Source organism: Burkholderia savannae (assembly GCF_001524445.2).
GTDB classification, from domain to species: Bacteria; Pseudomonadota; Gammaproteobacteria; order Burkholderiales; family Burkholderiaceae; genus Burkholderia; species Burkholderia savannae.
The window spans coordinates 2,421,232-2,437,725 of sequence record NZ_CP013417.1; the positions used below are offsets into that span (position 1 = coordinate 2,421,232).

General features: G+C 64.2%; 18 protein-coding genes, 1 tRNA gene and 1 pseudogene. 7 read left to right on the forward strand and 13 right to left on the reverse strand.

Annotated elements, in window-relative coordinates:
• The first annotated feature begins 93 nt into the window (after positions 1–93).
• The gene (locus tag WS78_RS11780; protein WP_038749837.1) at positions 94–795 is read left to right on the forward strand and encodes a peptidoglycan DD-metalloendopeptidase family protein; all 702 of its coding nucleotides are present in this window, start codon (positions 94–96) and stop codon (positions 793–795) included.
• 265 nt (positions 796–1,060) lie between these two features.
• Here the strand turns inward: WS78_RS11780 and WS78_RS37555 are convergent.
• Positions 1,061–1,162: pseudogene (locus WS78_RS37555) on the reverse strand (heavy metal-associated domain protein); the annotation flags it as partial.
• Between WS78_RS37555 and WS78_RS11785 the strand changes: the two are divergent.
• From WS78_RS11785 to WS78_RS11800, 3 genes are all read left to right on the forward strand, one after another.
• On the forward strand, positions 1,151–2,776 hold the full coding sequence (locus WS78_RS11785; RefSeq protein ID WP_059580455.1) for an acyl-CoA synthetase: 1,626 nt from the start codon (positions 1,151–1,153) through the stop codon (positions 2,774–2,776). The pseudogene WS78_RS37555 and the gene WS78_RS11785 sit on opposite strands and share 12 nt — an antisense overlap.
• A 306-nt stretch (positions 2,777–3,082) precedes the next feature.
• On the forward strand, positions 3,083–3,403 hold the full coding sequence (locus tag WS78_RS11795; protein WP_038749828.1) for a DUF2288 domain-containing protein: 321 nt from the start codon (positions 3,083–3,085) through the stop codon (positions 3,401–3,403).
• A gap of 7 nt (positions 3,404–3,410) precedes the next feature.
• The gene (locus WS78_RS11800) at positions 3,411–4,805 is read left to right on the forward strand and encodes an MATE family efflux transporter (protein WP_059580446.1); all 1,395 of its coding nucleotides are present in this window, start codon (positions 3,411–3,413) and stop codon (positions 4,803–4,805) included.
• 210 nt (positions 4,806–5,015) lie between these two features.
• Here WS78_RS11800 and WS78_RS11805 read toward each other — a convergent pair whose 3' ends face one another.
• Positions 5,016–5,207, reverse strand: coding sequence for a hypothetical protein (locus WS78_RS11805; protein ID WP_038749822.1), 192 nt, complete (start codon positions 5,205–5,207; stop codon positions 5,016–5,018).
• 168 nt (positions 5,208–5,375) lie between these two features.
• Between WS78_RS11805 and WS78_RS11810 the strand changes: the two genes are divergently transcribed.
• The gene (locus WS78_RS11810) at positions 5,376–5,546 is read left to right on the forward strand and encodes a hypothetical protein (protein WP_038749819.1); all 171 of its coding nucleotides are present in this window, start codon (positions 5,376–5,378) and stop codon (positions 5,544–5,546) included.
• Between the two features lie 412 nt (positions 5,547–5,958).
• Here the strand turns inward: WS78_RS11810 and WS78_RS11815 are convergent, their stop codons facing one another.
• Together WS78_RS11815 and sixA are read right to left on the reverse strand one after the other, a co-directional pair.
• Positions 5,959–6,777 carry a GNAT family N-acetyltransferase gene (locus WS78_RS11815; protein WP_038749817.1) on the reverse strand — a complete coding sequence of 273 codons (819 nt, stop codon included), beginning with the start codon at positions 6,775–6,777 and terminating at the stop codon, positions 5,959–5,961.
• A gap of 150 nt (positions 6,778–6,927) precedes the next feature.
• Positions 6,928–7,386 carry a phosphohistidine phosphatase SixA gene (sixA, locus tag WS78_RS11820; protein WP_038749814.1) on the reverse strand — a complete coding sequence of 153 codons (459 nt, stop codon included), beginning with the start codon at positions 7,384–7,386 and terminating at the stop codon, positions 6,928–6,930.
• Positions 7,387–7,551: 165 nt separating this feature from the next.
• On the opposite strand from sixA, the gene WS78_RS11825 reads away from it, so the two are divergent.
• Positions 7,552–7,628, forward strand: a tRNA-Pro gene (locus WS78_RS11825).
• A gap of 395 nt (positions 7,629–8,023) precedes the next feature.
• On the forward strand, positions 8,024–8,809 hold the full coding sequence (locus WS78_RS11830) for a glycosyltransferase family 25 protein (protein ID WP_059580443.1): 786 nt from the start codon (positions 8,024–8,026) through the stop codon (positions 8,807–8,809).
• A 104-nt stretch (positions 8,810–8,913) separates the two neighbouring features.
• On the opposite strand, the gene WS78_RS11835 is transcribed toward WS78_RS11830, so the two are convergent.
• The 9 genes from WS78_RS11835 to WS78_RS11875 form a co-directional block, all read right to left on the reverse strand.
• Positions 8,914–9,708 carry a DNA adenine methylase gene (locus tag WS78_RS11835; RefSeq protein WP_017880445.1) on the reverse strand — a complete coding sequence of 265 codons (795 nt, stop codon included), beginning with the start codon at positions 9,706–9,708 and terminating at the stop codon, positions 8,914–8,916.
• Positions 9,709–9,856: 148 nt separating this feature from the next.
• Positions 9,857–10,249: a tail fiber assembly protein gene (locus WS78_RS11840; RefSeq protein ID WP_038719145.1), complete on the reverse strand. Its 393-nt coding sequence runs from the start codon at positions 10,247–10,249 to the stop codon at positions 9,857–9,859.
• A 9-nt stretch (positions 10,250–10,258) separates the two neighbouring features.
• Positions 10,259–11,422: a hypothetical protein gene (locus WS78_RS37050; protein ID WP_059580439.1), complete on the reverse strand. Its 1,164-nt coding sequence runs from the start codon at positions 11,420–11,422 to the stop codon at positions 10,259–10,261.
• Positions 11,423–11,424: 2 nt separating this feature from the next.
• Positions 11,425–11,997, reverse strand: a complete 573-nt coding sequence (locus WS78_RS11850; protein WP_059580434.1) for a YmfQ family protein — start codon at positions 11,995–11,997, stop codon at positions 11,425–11,427.
• Complete coding sequence (locus WS78_RS11855; protein WP_059580431.1) at positions 11,994–13,061, reverse strand: baseplate J/gp47 family protein; 1,068 nt, start codon at positions 13,059–13,061, stop codon at positions 11,994–11,996. The genes WS78_RS11850 and WS78_RS11855 overlap by 4 nt, the downstream gene beginning before the upstream one ends.
• Positions 13,061–13,411, reverse strand: a complete 351-nt coding sequence (locus WS78_RS11860; protein ID WP_059580426.1) for a phage GP46 family protein — start codon at positions 13,409–13,411, stop codon at positions 13,061–13,063. Before WS78_RS11860 ends, WS78_RS11855 begins: the two co-directional genes overlap by 1 nt.
• A gap of 65 nt (positions 13,412–13,476) precedes the next feature.
• On the reverse strand, positions 13,477–14,079 hold the full coding sequence (locus WS78_RS11865; protein WP_006025666.1) for a phage baseplate assembly protein V: 603 nt from the start codon (positions 14,077–14,079) through the stop codon (positions 13,477–13,479).
• Complete coding sequence (locus WS78_RS11870; RefSeq protein ID WP_059641460.1) at positions 14,076–15,200, reverse strand: phage baseplate assembly protein; 1,125 nt, start codon at positions 15,198–15,200, stop codon at positions 14,076–14,078. The genes WS78_RS11865 and WS78_RS11870 overlap by 4 nt, the downstream gene beginning before the upstream one ends.
• Positions 15,184–16,494, reverse strand: a complete 1,311-nt coding sequence (locus WS78_RS11875) for a DNA circularization protein (RefSeq protein WP_085701515.1) — start codon at positions 16,492–16,494, stop codon at positions 15,184–15,186. The genes WS78_RS11870 and WS78_RS11875 overlap by 17 nt, the downstream gene beginning before the upstream one ends.

Consider the following 16,494-nt stretch of genomic DNA (forward strand, 5'->3'; position numbering starts at 1 on the left):
GCCCCGAAACGGCGGGCTCGCCGCCGAACCCGTTAAAATCAGACGTTTTTGTACCCACCGCCGCGCCGTCGCGGCGGTGCCCTGCGAGGTTCAATGTTGCTGAAAACAACGAGACGGCTCGTCGTCGCATCGCTTGCCGCACTGCTCGCCGCCTGCGGCTCGGCGCCCGTCGGCCCCGGCTTCTACCGGGTCGAGCGCGGCGACACGCTCTCCAAGATCGCGCGCGCGAACCGCCAGCCGGTCGCGAACATCGTTCGCTGGAACCAGATCACCAATCCCGACGCCATCGAAGTCGGCCAGGTGCTGCGCGTCGCGCCGCCGCCCGGCGCCGCATCGTCGTCGGGCGCGACGAGCGCGTCGCGCAGCCCGAGCCGCCCGGCGCCGTCGTCGCCCGCCACGTCGTCGGCTCCGTCCGTGAAGCCCGCGTCGAACATCTCGCTCGTGTGGCCCGCCGCCGGCAACGTGATTCGCTCGTTCGACGGCTCGAAGTCCAAGGGCGTCGACATCGCGAACACGGCGGGCACGCCCATCGTCGCGGCGGCGGCCGGCACGGTCGTCTATGCAGGCAACGGCCTGCGCGGCTACGGCAACCTGCTGATCGTCAAGCACAACGCCGATTTCCTGACGACGTACGCGCACAACCGCGCGCTGCTCGTGAAGGAAGGCCAAACGGTTGCGCAAGGGCAGAAAATCGCGGAGATGGGCGATACCGACAACGACCGCGTCTCGCTGCACTTCGAGCTGCGCTACGGCGGCCGCTCGATCGATCCGTCACGCTACCTGCCGTCGCGCTGACACGGCGCGACGCTTCGCGCACGGCGCAGCGCGTCGTGCGCATTCCGGCGTGAGCCGGGCGATCGGATCAAGAGAACGATCAGCGTTTGCGCAGCCGGCCGTGCAGACGGCCGGACACCGGATCGACGTGGCGCGCGAACGCCACCAGCGCGCCGATCCCTATCACGCTGAGCCCCGTAGCTATCAGAAACAGGTCCATGGTCGTATCTATCGTTGGTGAAACGATCATACGCAGCATTTGTAGTTTGCGCATGACCGTGCTTTCTAGGATCGACCCTAACGAGCGAGCGTAGGCCCGGCGATTCGGTGTACTGTGCGTCGAAACGGCACACGAAAAAACGACCGGAGACGCCCGATGCTGCCCCATGCCGCCAGTTACGCCGAGCTCGTCGACCGCTTCGCATGGCGCATTCCAGCGCGCTACAACATCGGCGTCGACGCTTGCGACAAGTGGGCCGACGGCAGCGGCCGCGTCGCGCTGATTCACGAGCATGCGGACGGCGGCGTCGCGCGCTACACGTTCGACGACCTGAGGAGCGGCTCTAATCGGCTCGCGAACAGCTTTGCGCGCGCGGGCGTGAAGCGCGGCGACCGGATCGGCATCCTGCTCGCGCAAGGCCCGGAAACCGCGATCGCCCACCTGGCCGCGTACAAGCTCGGCGCGATCGCGGTGCCGCTCTTCACGCTGTTCGGCGCGGACGCGCTCGAATACCGCCTCGGCGACAGCGGCGCGGCCGCGCTCGTCACCGATCGCGCGGGCTACGAGAAGATCGCACCGCTGCACGCGTCGCTGCCGTCGCTCGCGACGATCTACTGCATCGACGGCGCGCCCGATCTCGCCGAGCCCGGCGTGCTCGCATTCGATGCGGCGCTCGCGGCCGAGTCGGACAAGTTCGCGCCCGCGGACACGTCGGCCGACGATCCGGCGCTCATCATCTACACGTCCGGCACGACGGGCAAACCGAAAGGCGCGCTGCACGCGCACCGGGCGCTGCTCGGCCATCTGCCGGGGTTCGAGATGTCGCAGAACCTGTTTCCCGCGCATGCGCGCCTGCTCTGGACGCCCGCCGACTGGGCGTGGATCGGCGGGCTCCTCGACGTGCTGCTGCCGTCCCTGCATCACGGCGTGCCGGTGCTCGCGCGCCGCTTCGAGAAGTTCGACGGCGCGGCCGCGTTCGAGCTGCTCGCGCGGCACGGCGTCACGCACGCATTCCTGCCGCCGACCGCATTGAAGCTGATGCGCGCCGCCGTCGCGCAGCCTAGCGAACGCTACGCGCTCGCCCTCGAATCGGTCGCGAGCGGCGGCGAATCGCTCGGCGCGGAACTCGTCGCTTGGGGCCGCGACGCGTTCGGCGTGACGATCAACGAGTTCTACGGACAGACCGAATGCAACGTCGTGCTGTCGTCGTGCAGCACGCTCTTCGAGCCGCGCACGGGCACGATCGGCAAGGCCGTGCCCGGGCATCGCGTCGCGATCGTCGACGATGCCGGCAACGCGCTGCCGCCCGGCGTCGAAGGCAACATCGGCGTTCGCGCGCCCGATCCGGTGATGTTCATCGGCTACTGGCGCAAGCCCGACGCGACGCGCGAAAAATTCGTCGGCGACTATCTGCTGACGGGCGACGTCGGGCTCGCCGATGCCGACGGCTTCGTCCGCTTCGTCGGCCGCAACGACGACGTGATCACGAGCGCCGGCTACCGGATCGGCCCGGCTCCCATCGAGGATTGCCTGCTCAAGCACCCGGCCGTGCGGATGGCGGCCGTCGTCGGCGTGCCGGACGCGACCCGCACCGAGATCGTCAAGGCGTTCGTCGTGCTGAACACGGGCCACCAAGCGAACGACGCGCTCGCGCGCGAGTTGCAGGAGCACGTGAAAACGCGACTCGCCGCCCATGAATATCCGCGTGCAGTGGCGTTCGTCGACAGCTTGCCGATGACCGCGACGGGCAAGATCATCCGCCGCGCGCTGCGCGATACGTGACGTGCGTGACGTGCGTGACGTGTGCGACGTGTGCGACGCGCGTCGCGCTCGCCGCATGGGCGCCGTATGTCGAGCGGCGCGCCGCGCGCGAGCGACGAGCACCGCGCACCGAAACCGCCGCAAAATCCGCACCGAAAGAACCGCGAGACAGCGCCGGCGCACGCAGCTCAAGCGCCTTGACCTGCATGCGTACGGCGCCATCCTCCCACGCCGCCGTCCGTCGCGGAACTCGTCCGAACGGCCGAGTCTCGCGGGCCGCGCGAATGGTTTATAGTGGCGCTCACCGTAGTTCAGTCACCCCATTCCATGTCTTCGAACACCCCTTCCTCCGACTCGCAGCACAGCCCGCTCTATCTGAAGCTTCTCGGCGAAACCGCCAAGATCGATTGGTGCGATCTCGAGCGCTTTTTCGCGCAAGGCAAGCTGCTGTCGGTCGCGCGCGATCTCGACCTCGTGAGCGTGGCCGAGGCGATCGCCGGCGACGACAAGGAGCAGGTCACGCGCTGGCTGTCCGCGGGCCATGTCGAGCGGATGCAGGCCGGCACCGCGCAGGATTACGCGACGCGCGATCCCGAGCTGTGGGCGGTGGTCGTGTCGCCGTGGGTGTGCGTGCAGGAACGCACGTAACGCCGCGATGTCCGCCTCCTCCGCTTCCGCGCACTCGGACGAAGACCCCGAGCCGCGCTCCACCGCGAACTGGCACCGCCGCGTGCTCGGTCTCGCGCTGCCGATCATCGCCGCGAACCTCACGCAGCCGATTCTCGGCGCGGTCGACACCGCCGTCGCCGGCCATCTGAGCGGCCCGCAATATCTCGGCGGCGTCGCGCTCGGCGGTCTCTTCTTCAACTTCGTGTACTGGGGCTTCGGCTTCCTGAGGATGGGAACGACGGGGCTCGTCGCACAGGCGTTCGGCGCGAACGATCTTGCCGGCATCCGCATCAACGTGATGCGCGCATTGCTGCTTGCATTCGCGCTCGGCGCAGCGGTGCTCGCGCTGCGGACGCCGCTCGTTGGCCTCGCGTTCGCCGCGCTGGGCGGCAGCGATGCGGTGCGCGCGACCGCGCTCGATTACACGCATGCGCGCATCTGGGCCGCCCCGTTCGCGCTCGCGAACTACGTCGTGCTGGGTTATCTGCTCGGCGTGCAGCGCGTGCGTCTCGCGCTCGCGATCCAGGTGTTCGTCAACGTCGTCAACATCGGCGCGGTGCTGCTGTACGTGTATCACTTCGACTGGGGCGTCGCGGGCATCGGTGCCGCCACCGCGACGGCGGACATCGCGGGCTTCGCGCTCAGCGCGCTGCTGCTTCGCTGGCTGAGCCCCCGCGGCCTGCCGAAGATCGGGCGCGCCGAGCTCTTCGATCGCGCGGCGCTTGCACGCCTCGTCGCGCTCAATCGCGACATCTTCATCCGTACGCTGTGCCTGCTGTCGGCGTTCGGCTGGTTCGCGCATCTCGGCGCGCGGCAAGGCGACGCGACGCTCGCCGCGAACGCGCTCCTCCTCAATTTCCAGACCTTCATGGCATATGCGCTCGACGGCTTCGCGCATGCGGCCGAAGCGCTCGTCGGCGCGGCGGCGGGCGCGCGCAACCGCGATACATTCCGGCAGGCGCTGCGCGCGACGTTCTTCTGGGCGGGAATCGGCGCGCTCGCGTTCGCGCTCGTCTACTGGGGCGCGGGCGGTTGGATCGTCGCGCAGCTCACCGATCAATCGTCGATTCGCAGCGTCGCCGAGCGCTATCTCCCATGGGCTGCGCTCTCGCCCGTGATCTCGGTCTGGGGTTTCATGCTCGACGGCGTGTTCATCGGCGCGACGCATACGCGGGCGCTGATGCGTGCGATGGCGGCATCGTTCGCGCTGTTCGTCGCCGCGACGTTCGCGCTCGTCGGCCCGTTCGGCAATCACGGGCTCTGGGCCGCGCTGCTCGTGTTCATGGCGGCGCGCGGCGCGACGCTCGCGCGCCACCTGCCCGGGCTCGAACGAGCAGTCGCGGCAGACGCGCCATCGGCGGCGGTGCGCGCCGCAAGCTAACGCGCGCCTCGCGCCGGCTGCGGCGACGGGCCGCGCCGTACCGCGCCGGATGTCGATGAATGTCGTGTTGCCGGCGGCGCGCATGCATCGCCGGGCGAAGCATGCCGTACGGCGGCGGCGCGGATATGAGCGCCATACCATCGCCCGCTTCGCCGCGAGCGAGCGTGCCGAGCACAGTCCGTTCGCGGCTGACCGAGGCGTTCGTCGAAGCTATTTCGCGGGTGCAGCGGGCGCGCCGCTCGCACCGGGTTCGCCTAGCATCGACGGCGGCGTCATGTCGGTCGGCACGCCCTGATAATCGGGCGGATCTTGCGGCGGCGTGCCACGGCGGCCCTGCCGCGGATCGCTCGCGCAACCGGCAAGCATGGCCGCCACGAGCGCGGCAATGACGATACGGGTCATGAATTTCCTCGGAACGAATGGACGATTGCGCCCCGGTTTCCGCCGGATGGCGCCCGGCGAGTCTACTGGAAATCGGCGCCCGACGACGACCCCGCGCTCCTTCGCGTCCGCGCCCGCATGTCCTACTATGTAGACGTGGCGCTATGCCGGTTTGAAAGGAGGGCTGCCATGGATGCCGAATCGATTGCGGGCCTGATTGGCCTAGGTATCGGGTTGCTGGTGCTCGTCAGTTTGTCGGTGTACGAATCGCGCGAATACAAGCGTACGCACAACGGCGAAGGCATGATCCATCACTGGATGGCCGAGCATCACCTGCTCGACTGGCGGCGCAAGCACTGACGCTCCGCCACTTCTCTTCCACCGTCTCATGCACGACGAACGCGACGCCGCGCGCCGACGTGCGCGGCGCGCTTGCGTCTAGCGCGGGCGGCGCCTGTTCGGAGTCACCACGAATGCCCGCTCGCGGCGAGCAGGAGGGGCGCTGTTTGCGCACCGGAATGCGCGCGATCGCAGCGCATCCCGCATCCCGCATCCCGCATCCCGCATCCCGCATCCCGCATCCCGCATCCCGCATCCCGCATCCCGCATCTCGCATTCCGCATCCCGCATCACACGTCGCACGTCGACCTCGACCGCAACACGACACCGCCCACCGTTTCGATTCGCCGAACGACCGCAGACAAAGCAACGGCACGGCGATGCATGCGCCGTGCCGTCGTTCACGCCCGGATTCGGATCGAGCCGGGTGGCGTCACCGCGGCAGCGGATCGCTCAGGAAGTGGCGCGCGTAGCGTGCGTTGATGTCCGACAGGCGGAACAGCGTCAGGAAGTCCGCGCAATTGAAATCCGGGTCCCACGCGGGCGCGCCGCAGATCTTCGCGCCGAGCCGCAGATAGCCCTTGATGAGCGGCGGCGGAGCGACCTTCGCGCCCGTCCGCAGATCGTCGACGGGCAGCGGCGTGTGCGGAAACGCGCGGTACTCGGGCGCCGTCAGCGCATCGCCGAGCGACTGATAGAGATTCGCCGCGTAGTGGCCGCCGTCGGCCATCGACACGCTCGCGCAGCCGAGCATCGTCTCGTAGCCGTTTTGCAGCATGTAGGTGCCGAGGCCGCCCCAGAGCGCCATGATGACGGCGCCGCTGCGATAGTCTCGATGCACGCACGAGCGGCCGACCTCGACCATCTTCGAGCGCAGGTGCGTGAGACGCGACAGGTCGAACTCGCCCTCCGCGTACAGGCGGCCGACACGCGCGGCCTGATGCGGAGGCAGCACGCGATAGGTGCCGACGACCTTGAGCGTGTCGAGATCGCGCACGAGCAGGTGATCGCAGTATGGATCGAACGGATCGACGTCGAGGCCCGCCGGGCCGCTCACGTGCGCGCCCATTTCGTCGGCGAACACACTGTGGCGCAGACGCTGCGCTTCACGCAGTTCGTCTTCGGTGCGCGCCCAGGCGGCGCGCAGGCGGAATTCGGCGGTGACCGTTTCGGACGCGCGTGGCAAACGGCGGCGCGGTTGCTCAAGAGATAGCGAGGCAAATGGAAGCGTGGGCGTCGGCAGTTCTCGCATTAGGCATTCCTGGTCGTAAGGAAGGAGACGACATGCCCGCCAATGTAGTAACCGGCCGTGACGCTTACGTGGCAAAACGGTGTCCATTCGGTGACGTGTCGCCGATTTGACTTTAGCAGAAAGCGGAAAATGGCGTTTGATTGCGGCCAATCAGACTAGATCGGCCGAAATGGCCGCACGCAGCACGGTCTGCCCGTTGCCCTCGCGGGCGCGGCTCACAAACCACAGCAGACCGCCCTTCTTGAGGCTCCAGCTTTCGTCCGAACCAGCGAGCAAGTACGCGGCGACACTGCCGAGCGTCGGCTGATGGCCGACGACGACGACCGTCGACGCGATCCCGTCCGGCCAACCGGCCGCCGCGAGCACGTCGCCGACGTCGCAGCCGGGCGCGAGTTCGTCCGCGGTCCGATAGTGGTCGGTCAACGTCTCGGCCGTCTGCACGGTGCGCGCGGCCGGACTCGCGAGTACCACCGCGTGACGCTCGATGCGCGCGCGCAGCCATTTCGCGACGGCCTGCGCGTCCTTGCGGCCGCGCGCGGTCAACTGGCGCGCGAGATCGGTGCTCGCGTAATCTTCGGCTTCGGCATGCCGCCAGAGAATGAGGTTCATCACGAGACGTCTCCAGGATGATGGAAGCCGCATGCCGCGGCTTCGCGGCGCGGCATGCGCGATGTCGCGACATCCGTCATTCTTGCGCAGTCTATGCGCGCGCGTAAGCGATTGCACGCGGAGATTGACCCGATTTGTACAAGAGCGATACAATCATCGATTCGTCGGAGCGTAGCGCAGCCTGGTAGCGCATCTGATTTGGGATCAGAGGGTCGTAGGTTCGAATCCTATCGCTCCGACCAGCAACATCAAGGGGTGACGGCTAATCGCCGTCACCCCTTTTTCCATTTCCGGTTCGCGCACTCGACATTGCCGTCAACGGGCGCGGACTTGGTTGGAATCCGTGAATTGCGAAGCAAGAATGTAACGTCGCGCGCGATTTGTCACCGTTTAGCGATATGTTTGTCACTGCCTGATCTGCCGCTTTTGCGCCGGATTTGTCACGGTGAATGCACATGGCACCGTGCGAGGGACGCACGTCCCGATTGCCGCCCACTGCACCGAAAAATGGACGCTGGCAGCTTCACCTCAGCCCGCCCGGCGAGGCGTCGGCGCAAGGTTCCGCTATACTCTCGAAACATTTCCGTAAGAACAAAGTAATGCGCGTGTCGCGCATGCCAAAAAATCGAGGGAAGAAGTGGAACGGGGTATCTCGTATGTCTGCATCTCGCTTACCCGTGCGCAAGACCGGCGCACCAAGATGGTGGAGCAGTTTGCCAATCACGGCATTAATGCACGGTTCTTCGATGCATTTGACCTGAAGGGAGCTGTCGAAGCCATACCGGGTTACGACGCAGCCGGTCGCCAGCGGCGCTATGGCTGGCAGCTCTCTCGCGGGGAGGTCGGTTGCTACCTTAGCCATCGTGCGGCGTGGCTCCAACTAGTGCAATCCGGCAAGGAAGCAATGTGCGTCATGGAAGACGACATCACGCTGCTCGACGGGTTCAAAGCCGCTACGCTCGAACTCTACGACGCTCGCCAGCATTGGGATATGGTGCGGCTGATGTGGATCAACGAGCGTCAGCAATCCGAGTATGCGCGTCTTCCGAGCGGGACCAGATTGATGTGGATGGAAAACCCGGTGGGCTTGCAGTGCTACATGATCACGCGAACCGCCGCGCAACGCATGCTGGACTACACAGCGAAAATTACGCATGCGATTGATATCGCGTTCGATCGCAACTGGGAGCACGGGCAACGGATGTATGTCACGTCTCCGCAGTTCGTAGCAGACACCGGCGCGCCGACGACGATCACTGACAGGCCTGATAGTCGAACGCTCATGCAGCGATTGAAAGCCAAGTATTACCGTAAGGTCGAGCGGCGCACATCACGCTGCTTCAACGACGAGCATCGGCCAAAGCGCCCGATTCAAATCGAAATCGCGCCTGCCAACGTCGAGGCAACGCCGACGCTTGCGTGAAGCATAGCTCGGCGGCGGGCGCGAACGCAAAGCGCCTGCCAATAAGCCGTCGACCTTTCCCGCCAGCTCGTCGAATGATTGCCGTCCAGCCGCTCGCGATCGAGTCAGAACAAACCGCCTGTCAGCGTTCCGGGTTCCCAGTTCGTAATCACAAGCTCGCGGCTCTTTGAAGCACCGCCAGTTGCGTTGTTCAAACTGTACTTGATTGACAGCCCGAGCATCGGAAAACCATCGAACGCTCGACGAATGTCGGGATGATCGTTGATGCTCACCATCACCTTGCCTTTACAGGCGCGCATCATAGCCGCCATCCGTTCGTATTCTTCGAACGGGAACGGAACGCCATATCCCTCGGTCTGCCAGTACGGCGGATCACAATAGAAGAACGTGTGCGGCCGATCATACCGGTCCATGCATTCGTACCACGGCAGGTTTTCGACGTGTGCGCTGGCCAACCGCAGATGTGCGGCTGACAGACTCTCTTCGATCCGTAGCAGGTTGACCGATGGTGCGGTCGTAGCGGTGCCGAACGTCTGCCCTTGAACTTTGCCGCCGAAGGCATGGTGCTGCAGGTAGTAAAACCGCGCTGCACGTTGTATATCTGTGAGCGTCTCCGGGACCGCAAGCTGGTGCCATTTGAATACCTGTCGACTCGAAATCGCGTACTTGAATTGCCGCACGAACTCTTCAAGGTGGTGCTGCACGACGCGGTATAGATTCACCAGCTCGCCGTTGATGTCATTCAGCACCTCGACTGGTGCCGGCATCGGCCGTAGGAAGTACAAGGCAGCACCACCGCAGAACACCTCGACGTAGCATTCGTGTTGTGGGAATAGTGGAATGAGTTGCTCGGCCAAGCGACGCTTGCCGCCGAGCCACGGAATGATGGGTTGTGCCATTTAGGGTGCGAATTGTCTGTTAAACTCGCCCTGCCTTCGCGAAGGTAGCAGGGCCTTGGCTTCTCACTGTTCCGCGCAGTGAGTAAGTGACCGGCACGAGTGCTCCTACACTCGTGCCGGTCGCCTTGTTCCGAACAAAAATGAGGTGTTACTCGCTTGTGGGCGCATCCGGCCACCGCACATCCAGCGGGAAGCCCGGTTGTTCCGGCAGATCGCGAAGCGTCTGCCGATAGACTACCCACTTCTCCCGAGTTGCCGCCGACACGTCAGGCGCTTGTGTCCAGTCAGACGCACGAAGGAGCGAATCCCGTTGTTCTCGCGCCTTCTGTGCGGCAAGGACCGGGCGGAGTTCTTCGCCACGCTTAAGCAGGTCCGTAACGTCCGGCGGCACAACGGAGCAATTCCATTGTGCGATGAACGCATCGCCGCACTGAAGTCCCGTTTGCCGATCTAGTGGATGGCCTACCCAATAATCGCGCCCGTGTACGAGCTGCGGCCAGCGATCCTCAATCGCCATGATGAGAAGTTCGTGCTCGACCAAGTAGCCTCCTTACGTGTTGCGAATACGGGTGCATCGCAGGAACAACGTGCGCGGTGCAGCGTCACCGTTCCAGTTGTCGGTTCGGATGCCCTTCACGAACCATGTGTCCGGCGCATCCACAGTCGTCGTGCCGGTGCTTTGTCGAAGCGGGCCGAACTCAGCAAAATCGTACGGCTGACACGTTGCGCCTGCATTCGCTTTGCCATTGTCCCGGTTGTAGAGATCGTCTAGGATGCCGGACATCCACGAACCGCGATAAGCACACCAAAGGTTCCCGTCCGTGTTGAGCATTTGCTGCCCGCGCATGAACATGGTTCCGTAATCGTCCACTGACCACGTTACGAAGTTATAGGCGTTGTTGATGATCTCCAGACCGCCGCCATCGCGCGCTCGAAAGTACGTGCTAACGTCTTGGCCCTCTCGCCAGTTTCTGAGCTGGAAGTCCGCCTGCCAGCCTTGCTTACTGAGCGCCAAGCGGCCACCAACGGTACCGCCGGACGTGTTCAGCTTCGAGTTCGGATCGAAGTTGCCAGTGTCCCAAGGCGTAGATCCTGCGAAATTCGGGCGAGCCGGAAGTTTCAGTACGCCGCTCTCATCGATCACCGTGTACTTGTACGCGTTTGATGGGCCAGTGCGGAAAACAACGTTTCTGACGGACGGGTCGTTGTAGATCATCGGCTTCGTACCGTCGTTGTCCGCATGCCCCTGGCTCAACTGAACCTGTGGCACCGCCAACGTACCAATCATTACCCCTCCGCCCCTGGGAACGGCGCTTTTCTCCACCCATTCCTGCGTCGCATATGCAGCAAGTTGACTCGCGAACGCGACCACGCCGAGGTCGGTTGTATCGACCGTTACACGCAGACCCGAACCATCCGTCGCCCAACCGATTTTCACCGCGTTTTGGCCTTGCAGCGCGCCAGTCCCCTGTTGAACCGGGGTGTATCCGAGTACGGGCTGATAGTTCGCGCCAGCATTACCGACGATCTTCTGAATGCCCTTCAGGAGCTGGCCGTTGTCGTTGGGATCAAGCTTGATCCCAACGCTTTCCGGCACGGCCGCAAGCTCCTCCTGCACGGCTTGCATGAAAGGCTGCGTGACAACTGTACCCTTCACGCCGGCAGAGGGGTCGCCGGCATGGAAATTCCCATCGGGGGTGTTGATTCGCTGCATGGTTACGCTTCCTGGTAGATGAAGTAGACGAAGGTGTCGGCCGGTTTTAGATCCTCGAATACAGCTTCGAGGATCGGATCTGCGAATGTCAGAAGCGGCTCGTCGACCGCGCTTTCGTCCACGCGGAAATAGATTTCCAGCGTCGGCGCGCCGTGTACCACAACGCCCCACTGGTAGATGATGTCCTCGATCCATAGCGCGTCACCCACCGAGTTTTCATCGACGCGAAACGGGTCCGGCTCGACAATCTCGATGCGATAGCCGAGCGCGGCCGCGAGGCGCGTGAAATACGGGATCGACATACCACCCGTTTCATTGATCTTCGCGACTACCGTTGAAATGCGTTGCTGCAGGGTCGCGTCCTCGGCCGGCGTGATGCCACACACGCGCTCCCAATCCGGCAGGAGCTGGTGCGCAAAGAACGGCGTGATTCCGTTGACGACGGTTTCCGCGTCACCGAGTGCGCGATCGAGTGCTCTCCCTTCGGCGGCCAGCTCCGCTGCGAGACGAGACTCGCGCGGATCGTAAGACACCGGGGGAAGCAGCCGGGCGAGCAAATCAGCGTGACCGTTCATACCAGCGGCCTCAATTTCACCGCACCGAGGCGACACCACTCGATGACCTTCGCATCGACGATCGGGACCACGTTGGCCGCCGGACTGTTGAGTGCGTAATCGACAATGCCGAGCGTGTCGTTGATAACCCCGCCGATGCGATTGCGAATGACTGCCTCACCCGGTGTGATGATTGCGTTGTACGCATTCAGACCGTTCGTCACGGTGACCTGGGCGGCGTCGATCGTAATTCCATCCAGCTTTACAGCGGCGTCTACATCATAGGTTTTGATCGTTGGCACAACGACGCGCGTATCCTTTGCGCGCACGGGACGCTGATCGTCGATATGCGCTTGCGCTGCCTTCAGCACGTCATCCGAAGGCAGACCGTCATTGGTCGTGATCACGACATCGACCGTACCGAGACCGCGTCGCAACGGATAGATGAATGCGGACGTCACGCCTGGCACTTCCATCGCCCACTGCCAGTAGTCGTATTTGTTGCCGCCAGCGGGCGGCCGTCGAATGCGCTGCAGCAGGCGAGCGAGTAGGCTGTCGAGCGTTTCGATCACGGTGCCGCCGCGCAAACTCACGACCGTCAGGGACGCGTCGACGTTGACCGGCGGCACGGTAAGCGTGAGCGCGTCGCCATCCTGACGGTTTCCGTCGACACCGGCGTCGACGGCCACCACACTGACGACGAGATTGCCCGCCGCGTCAAACGTGCCGCCGCTCGTCGTCACATAAGCCGTGCCGTCCTGGTACTTCGCGCTCAAACCGCTGGCGACCTGGATGCCGGGCTTGCCCGTCGCGCGCGCGGTGCCGCTCGCGACGACGGCCGGCTTGCGCTCGATGCCGCGCAGGCGCGCGTGAAGAATGAGTTTGTCTTCGTCGGCCGTGTCCGGAAAAATCTGCTTGGCGGTCCAGACCTGGTGAGCGTATAGACCTTCGATCGCGCTGGCCGTGCCGCTCGCGCGCACGTAGTGATCCGAATCCGGCCCGACGTCAGCTTCCGGGCGCTGGTTCTTAATCTCGCGAAGAATGTTTTCGCGGATCTGGTCGAGAGTCAGAACGGTTGCCGGCATTACGACACCTTGACCGGATGTAGGAAGTGGCGCACGTCGCCCGTGACGTCGACCACTTCGATGAGCAGAATGAGCCAGCCTTTTTCGGCGGATGCGGACGACACCGACACCTTGCGCGCGCGGCCGTCCTTGACCAACGGAGCGAGCGCTTGCTCGGCGTATTGAACGGCGAGACGGCGCACGCGGGGCGTATCTTTCTCGCGCGCCAGCGTGTGCAGCAGCGACCCGACGTCGAGCGCGGCCCACCAGGAGCCGAGCGGTGTGGCAAGGCGGATATACACGGCATTCGCAAGCGTCGTCGTTTGCGTGCCGGTATATCCGCCAGTTTGCGGGTTCAGAAGTGCGTCCATGCCGCGATTGTGATCGCGCGCGCGTGGACAATTCAGATGATGGAGGTCAGTGAGTGCCGCTGATGTCAGGCGACAGGGGTGCCCGTGATGCTGCCCGTTTCCGGATGCTTGTGGCCGTTGAAGCTCTTGCCGCTGATCACGGCATCCTTGTCGACGTTCAGGCTGTCGATGCGCGCGCCGTCGCCACCCGACATCGACATGCCGCCCTTGCCGGTGATCTGCTCGGCCACGTTGAGCGCGTGATCCATATTGACGGTCGGCGTCTTGAAGTTGACCGATTCTTCGGCTTCGATGTTCAGCGTCTTCGTCTTGATGTCGATGACGCGGCCGCGAGCGAGGACGATGGAATCACCTTCGTCCGTGTACAGCGCCACCTCGCCAGCCTTCAACGCCTTCAACCGATACTGACCATGCTCGGTCGCGATGACGATTCCATGACTCGTCTTGCCGCCGACCGGCACCACGACCATCATCGTGCCGGCCGGCGGCGAACTGGTGTAGCCGTAGTGTTGGAATAGTTCGAGGTCGACCATGTTCTCGCCAGCGAGACCTTCGCCGCGAACGGTCGCGGTCGGGCCGTTTGTCTGCACGCCACCGATCATTCCTCGGAAGGCTTGCCGAATGCCGGAAACCGCACGCTGGATGCGCTTGTCGATGTCCTTGATCATTTCATGATGCTCGCGTCGATGGTGGCGTCCGTGACTTCGATCGATGGTCCGCCGCGTTTCTTCTTCCGATGCTTGCGGCCCGAATGCGGATGCGCGTCGAGAATCCACACGCCATCTTCCTTCAGGGTCAGCGTCGTGTGCGTGCCGCCTGGACGGCCACCCGTGAATCGACGCGCCATCAGGAAGTAGATGGCGTCGATCCCGTATTCCTCCCATACGACGTGCACCCGTTGGCCCGGCTTCCACAGCACGCCGTCCGAGGTTCGGTGTCCCTTGACGCTCGCGCGCAGCGTGTGCGCGGCGAGTGCCGAGTCGGAAATGATCTTGCGCGCACGCGCTTCGGCCGCTGCCAGATTGGGCGCGTCGTGGTCGACGACTATCTTGGGGCGGTACACCGGCACATCCTTGTCTTTCACGGTCGCCTTGATGGCGTGCTTGCCGGCCTTCGATCCGGTGCCGTGCGCCTGGCCGAGCACCGTGACTTCCGAGTGTCGCTCGGCGATCGACAAATCCTCGTCGAACCACTCGACGTTGTTGCCCTTACCATCCTCGCGCAGGATCAGGCTCGCGACGGGCGGGGCATTGTAGTCCGGCCCGCCGACCACGAGCGTGCCGTCCGGATCGAACCACGGCCACAAACCTTCACCCTCGGCCGCGTGAACGAGCGCGTCCCATGCCGTGTCACCCGGGTCGACGCTGATCTTGTCCCACGTCGACTGCGCGCGCGCCGTGTCGATACGAATCTTCCTGATCCCGAGCGGTTTAACGATGTTCGCGACCACCTCCGCTAACGTGACCTGTTTAGCCGTGAAAATCGGTGCCGAGCAGTCGCGCAGGATCGCGGCATAGTCCCGGCCGCTGATCGACAGCGTCTTCTCGGTCTTGCTGGTGCGGCGACGCACCTGGTCGACGTAGCCGACGAGCACCGTGTCGTCGCCGACCTTCACCTGGACATGCGCGCCGGATTTGACCGTGTCCGGCATCTTGCCGGCCGGGCGCGTGAGGCGCACGTCCCACGCGTCGGCCGGCGTCAGCAGATCGGAATCGATCGAATACGACGACCAGGCACTATGCGCCTTGCCACCGATCAGCAGCGTCACATCGTTATTGGGCGAAGCCACGGACAATGTCTCCTCGCTGAATGAAGTTCGGATTGCGGATCTGTGAATTCAGGCGAAGAAGCTCCGTCGAGCGCAAATAGTCTCCGTACCAGAGATGCGCCAGCAACGTGAGGTTCGACGGCGCATCAACCGTGCGCGAAATGATCGGCGGCAGGACGTCGATCACCTTGATCGCCAGCTCCTGCACCGACAGTGCCGTCTCTTTTAACGGCTCGATAACGGGCCGAGCCTGTTCGACCGGCACGGCCGCGCGTACGGCGTCGATCGCGGCCTGGATCAATCCACGCGTATCGTTCGCGATCTGCTCGACCTGATCCGGCGTCAGCGTCGGGGTGTCGGCCTCATTCGCCAGGATGTCGGATGCAACGCTGGCCGTCACCGTGGCAACGACAACCGCCGTGACGGCCGTGACGAGCTGGATGTCCGATGCGTCAGCGGCAACGGTGCTAGGACGTGCCGGCGCATACGGCGTGGCGGGGTCGGTCGAGCTGCTGGGTGCGGCCGTCGTGGCCTGCGTGCCAGGAATGACGAGCGGCTGGCCAGCGGCCGACGCTGCAGGCAGCTTCACGACCGTCTTCATCTGGTCGCGCATGTCGTTCCAGTCAGACATGACGAGTCCTGGATCGAACGAACGGAAATCCGCGATACCGCTGACCAGGCCGATCAGGTCCGACGCGAACGCGCCCGGCCAGGACAGATAATCGACCGTCGCACGTCGAAAGCCGACGACAAGCGCCGTGATCGGACCGAGCGTCTCGCTCAGGACATCGCGCAAAGCATTGAGTCGGCGCAGGCCAGCCTTCATCGTCTTGAGCAGGCCGACTGCTCGCTCGAACATGCTGGTGCCGGCATCCTGCGCGGTGGTCGCGAGCTGCGCGGCGGCGTCAGCGGTTTGCGTCGGCCGCTGCTCAATGAAGAACGGATTGGCCGGCGTCGAGCGCTTGAACCGCATCTCGATCACACACGCGTCGACGTTCTCGGCATCATGCGACACGTGCGCGCCAATGAGCTGCATGCTTGGCATCGACCCGAAAACCGGATGGATCAGTTCGCCCGGCCCCTTGATCGCGAGTGCGCCGAGCAGCGCCTGCATCCGATCCTCGTAATCGTCGCCGAAGAAGATCGCGGTAATACTGGTGGTGTGCGCCTTCAGGCCGAGATCTTCAACGTCTTCGCCGTCGACGTGCGGCACCGCGTATTCAGCGGTATCGCGGTCGATCGTATCGTCCGTGTGCTGCGCGTCGAACGGAACGCCGCGAAACGAAGCATCGAGCAGGCTATCTTTCCATGCCAT

What these genes read in the sequence shown, in the direction of transcription:
- WS78_RS11815 (WP_038749817.1), bottom strand. Translation starts at nt 6,777, where the DNA reads ATGCGAGAACTGCCGACGCCCACGCTTCCATTTGCCTCGCTATCTCTT.
- WS78_RS11875 (WP_085701515.1), bottom strand. Translation starts at nt 16,494, where the DNA reads ATGGCATGGAAAGATAGCCTGCTCGATGCTTCGTTTCGCGGCGTTCCG.
- WS78_RS11850 (WP_059580434.1), bottom strand. Translation starts at nt 11,997, where the DNA reads ATGAACGGTCACGCTGATTTGCTCGCCCGGCTGCTTCCCCCGGTGTCT.
- WS78_RS37050 (WP_059580439.1), bottom strand. Translation starts at nt 11,422, where the DNA reads ATGCAGCGAATCAACACCCCCGATGGGAATTTCCATGCCGGCGACCCC.
- WS78_RS11780 (WP_038749837.1), top strand. Translation starts at nt 94, where the DNA reads ATGTTGCTGAAAACAACGAGACGGCTCGTCGTCGCATCGCTTGCCGCA.
- WS78_RS11805 (WP_038749822.1), bottom strand. Translation starts at nt 5,207, where the DNA reads ATGACCCGTATCGTCATTGCCGCGCTCGTGGCGGCCATGCTTGCCGGT.
- WS78_RS11855 (WP_059580431.1), bottom strand. Translation starts at nt 13,061, where the DNA reads ATGCCGGCAACCGTTCTGACTCTCGACCAGATCCGCGAAAACATTCTT.
- WS78_RS11800 (WP_059580446.1), top strand. Translation starts at nt 3,411, where the DNA reads ATGTCCGCCTCCTCCGCTTCCGCGCACTCGGACGAAGACCCCGAGCCG.
- WS78_RS11865 (WP_006025666.1), bottom strand. Translation starts at nt 14,079, where the DNA reads ATGATCAAGGACATCGACAAGCGCATCCAGCGTGCGGTTTCCGGCATT.
- sixA (WP_038749814.1), bottom strand. Translation starts at nt 7,386, where the DNA reads ATGAACCTCATTCTCTGGCGGCATGCCGAAGCCGAAGATTACGCGAGC.
- WS78_RS11835 (WP_017880445.1), bottom strand. Translation starts at nt 9,708, where the DNA reads ATGGCACAACCCATCATTCCGTGGCTCGGCGGCAAGCGTCGCTTGGCC.
- WS78_RS11795 (WP_038749828.1), top strand. Translation starts at nt 3,083, where the DNA reads ATGTCTTCGAACACCCCTTCCTCCGACTCGCAGCACAGCCCGCTCTAT.
- WS78_RS11860 (WP_059580426.1), bottom strand. Translation starts at nt 13,411, where the DNA reads ATGGACGCACTTCTGAACCCGCAAACTGGCGGATATACCGGCACGCAA.
- WS78_RS11810 (WP_038749819.1), top strand. Translation starts at nt 5,376, where the DNA reads ATGGATGCCGAATCGATTGCGGGCCTGATTGGCCTAGGTATCGGGTTG.
- WS78_RS11785 (WP_059580455.1), top strand. Translation starts at nt 1,151, where the DNA reads ATGCTGCCCCATGCCGCCAGTTACGCCGAGCTCGTCGACCGCTTCGCA.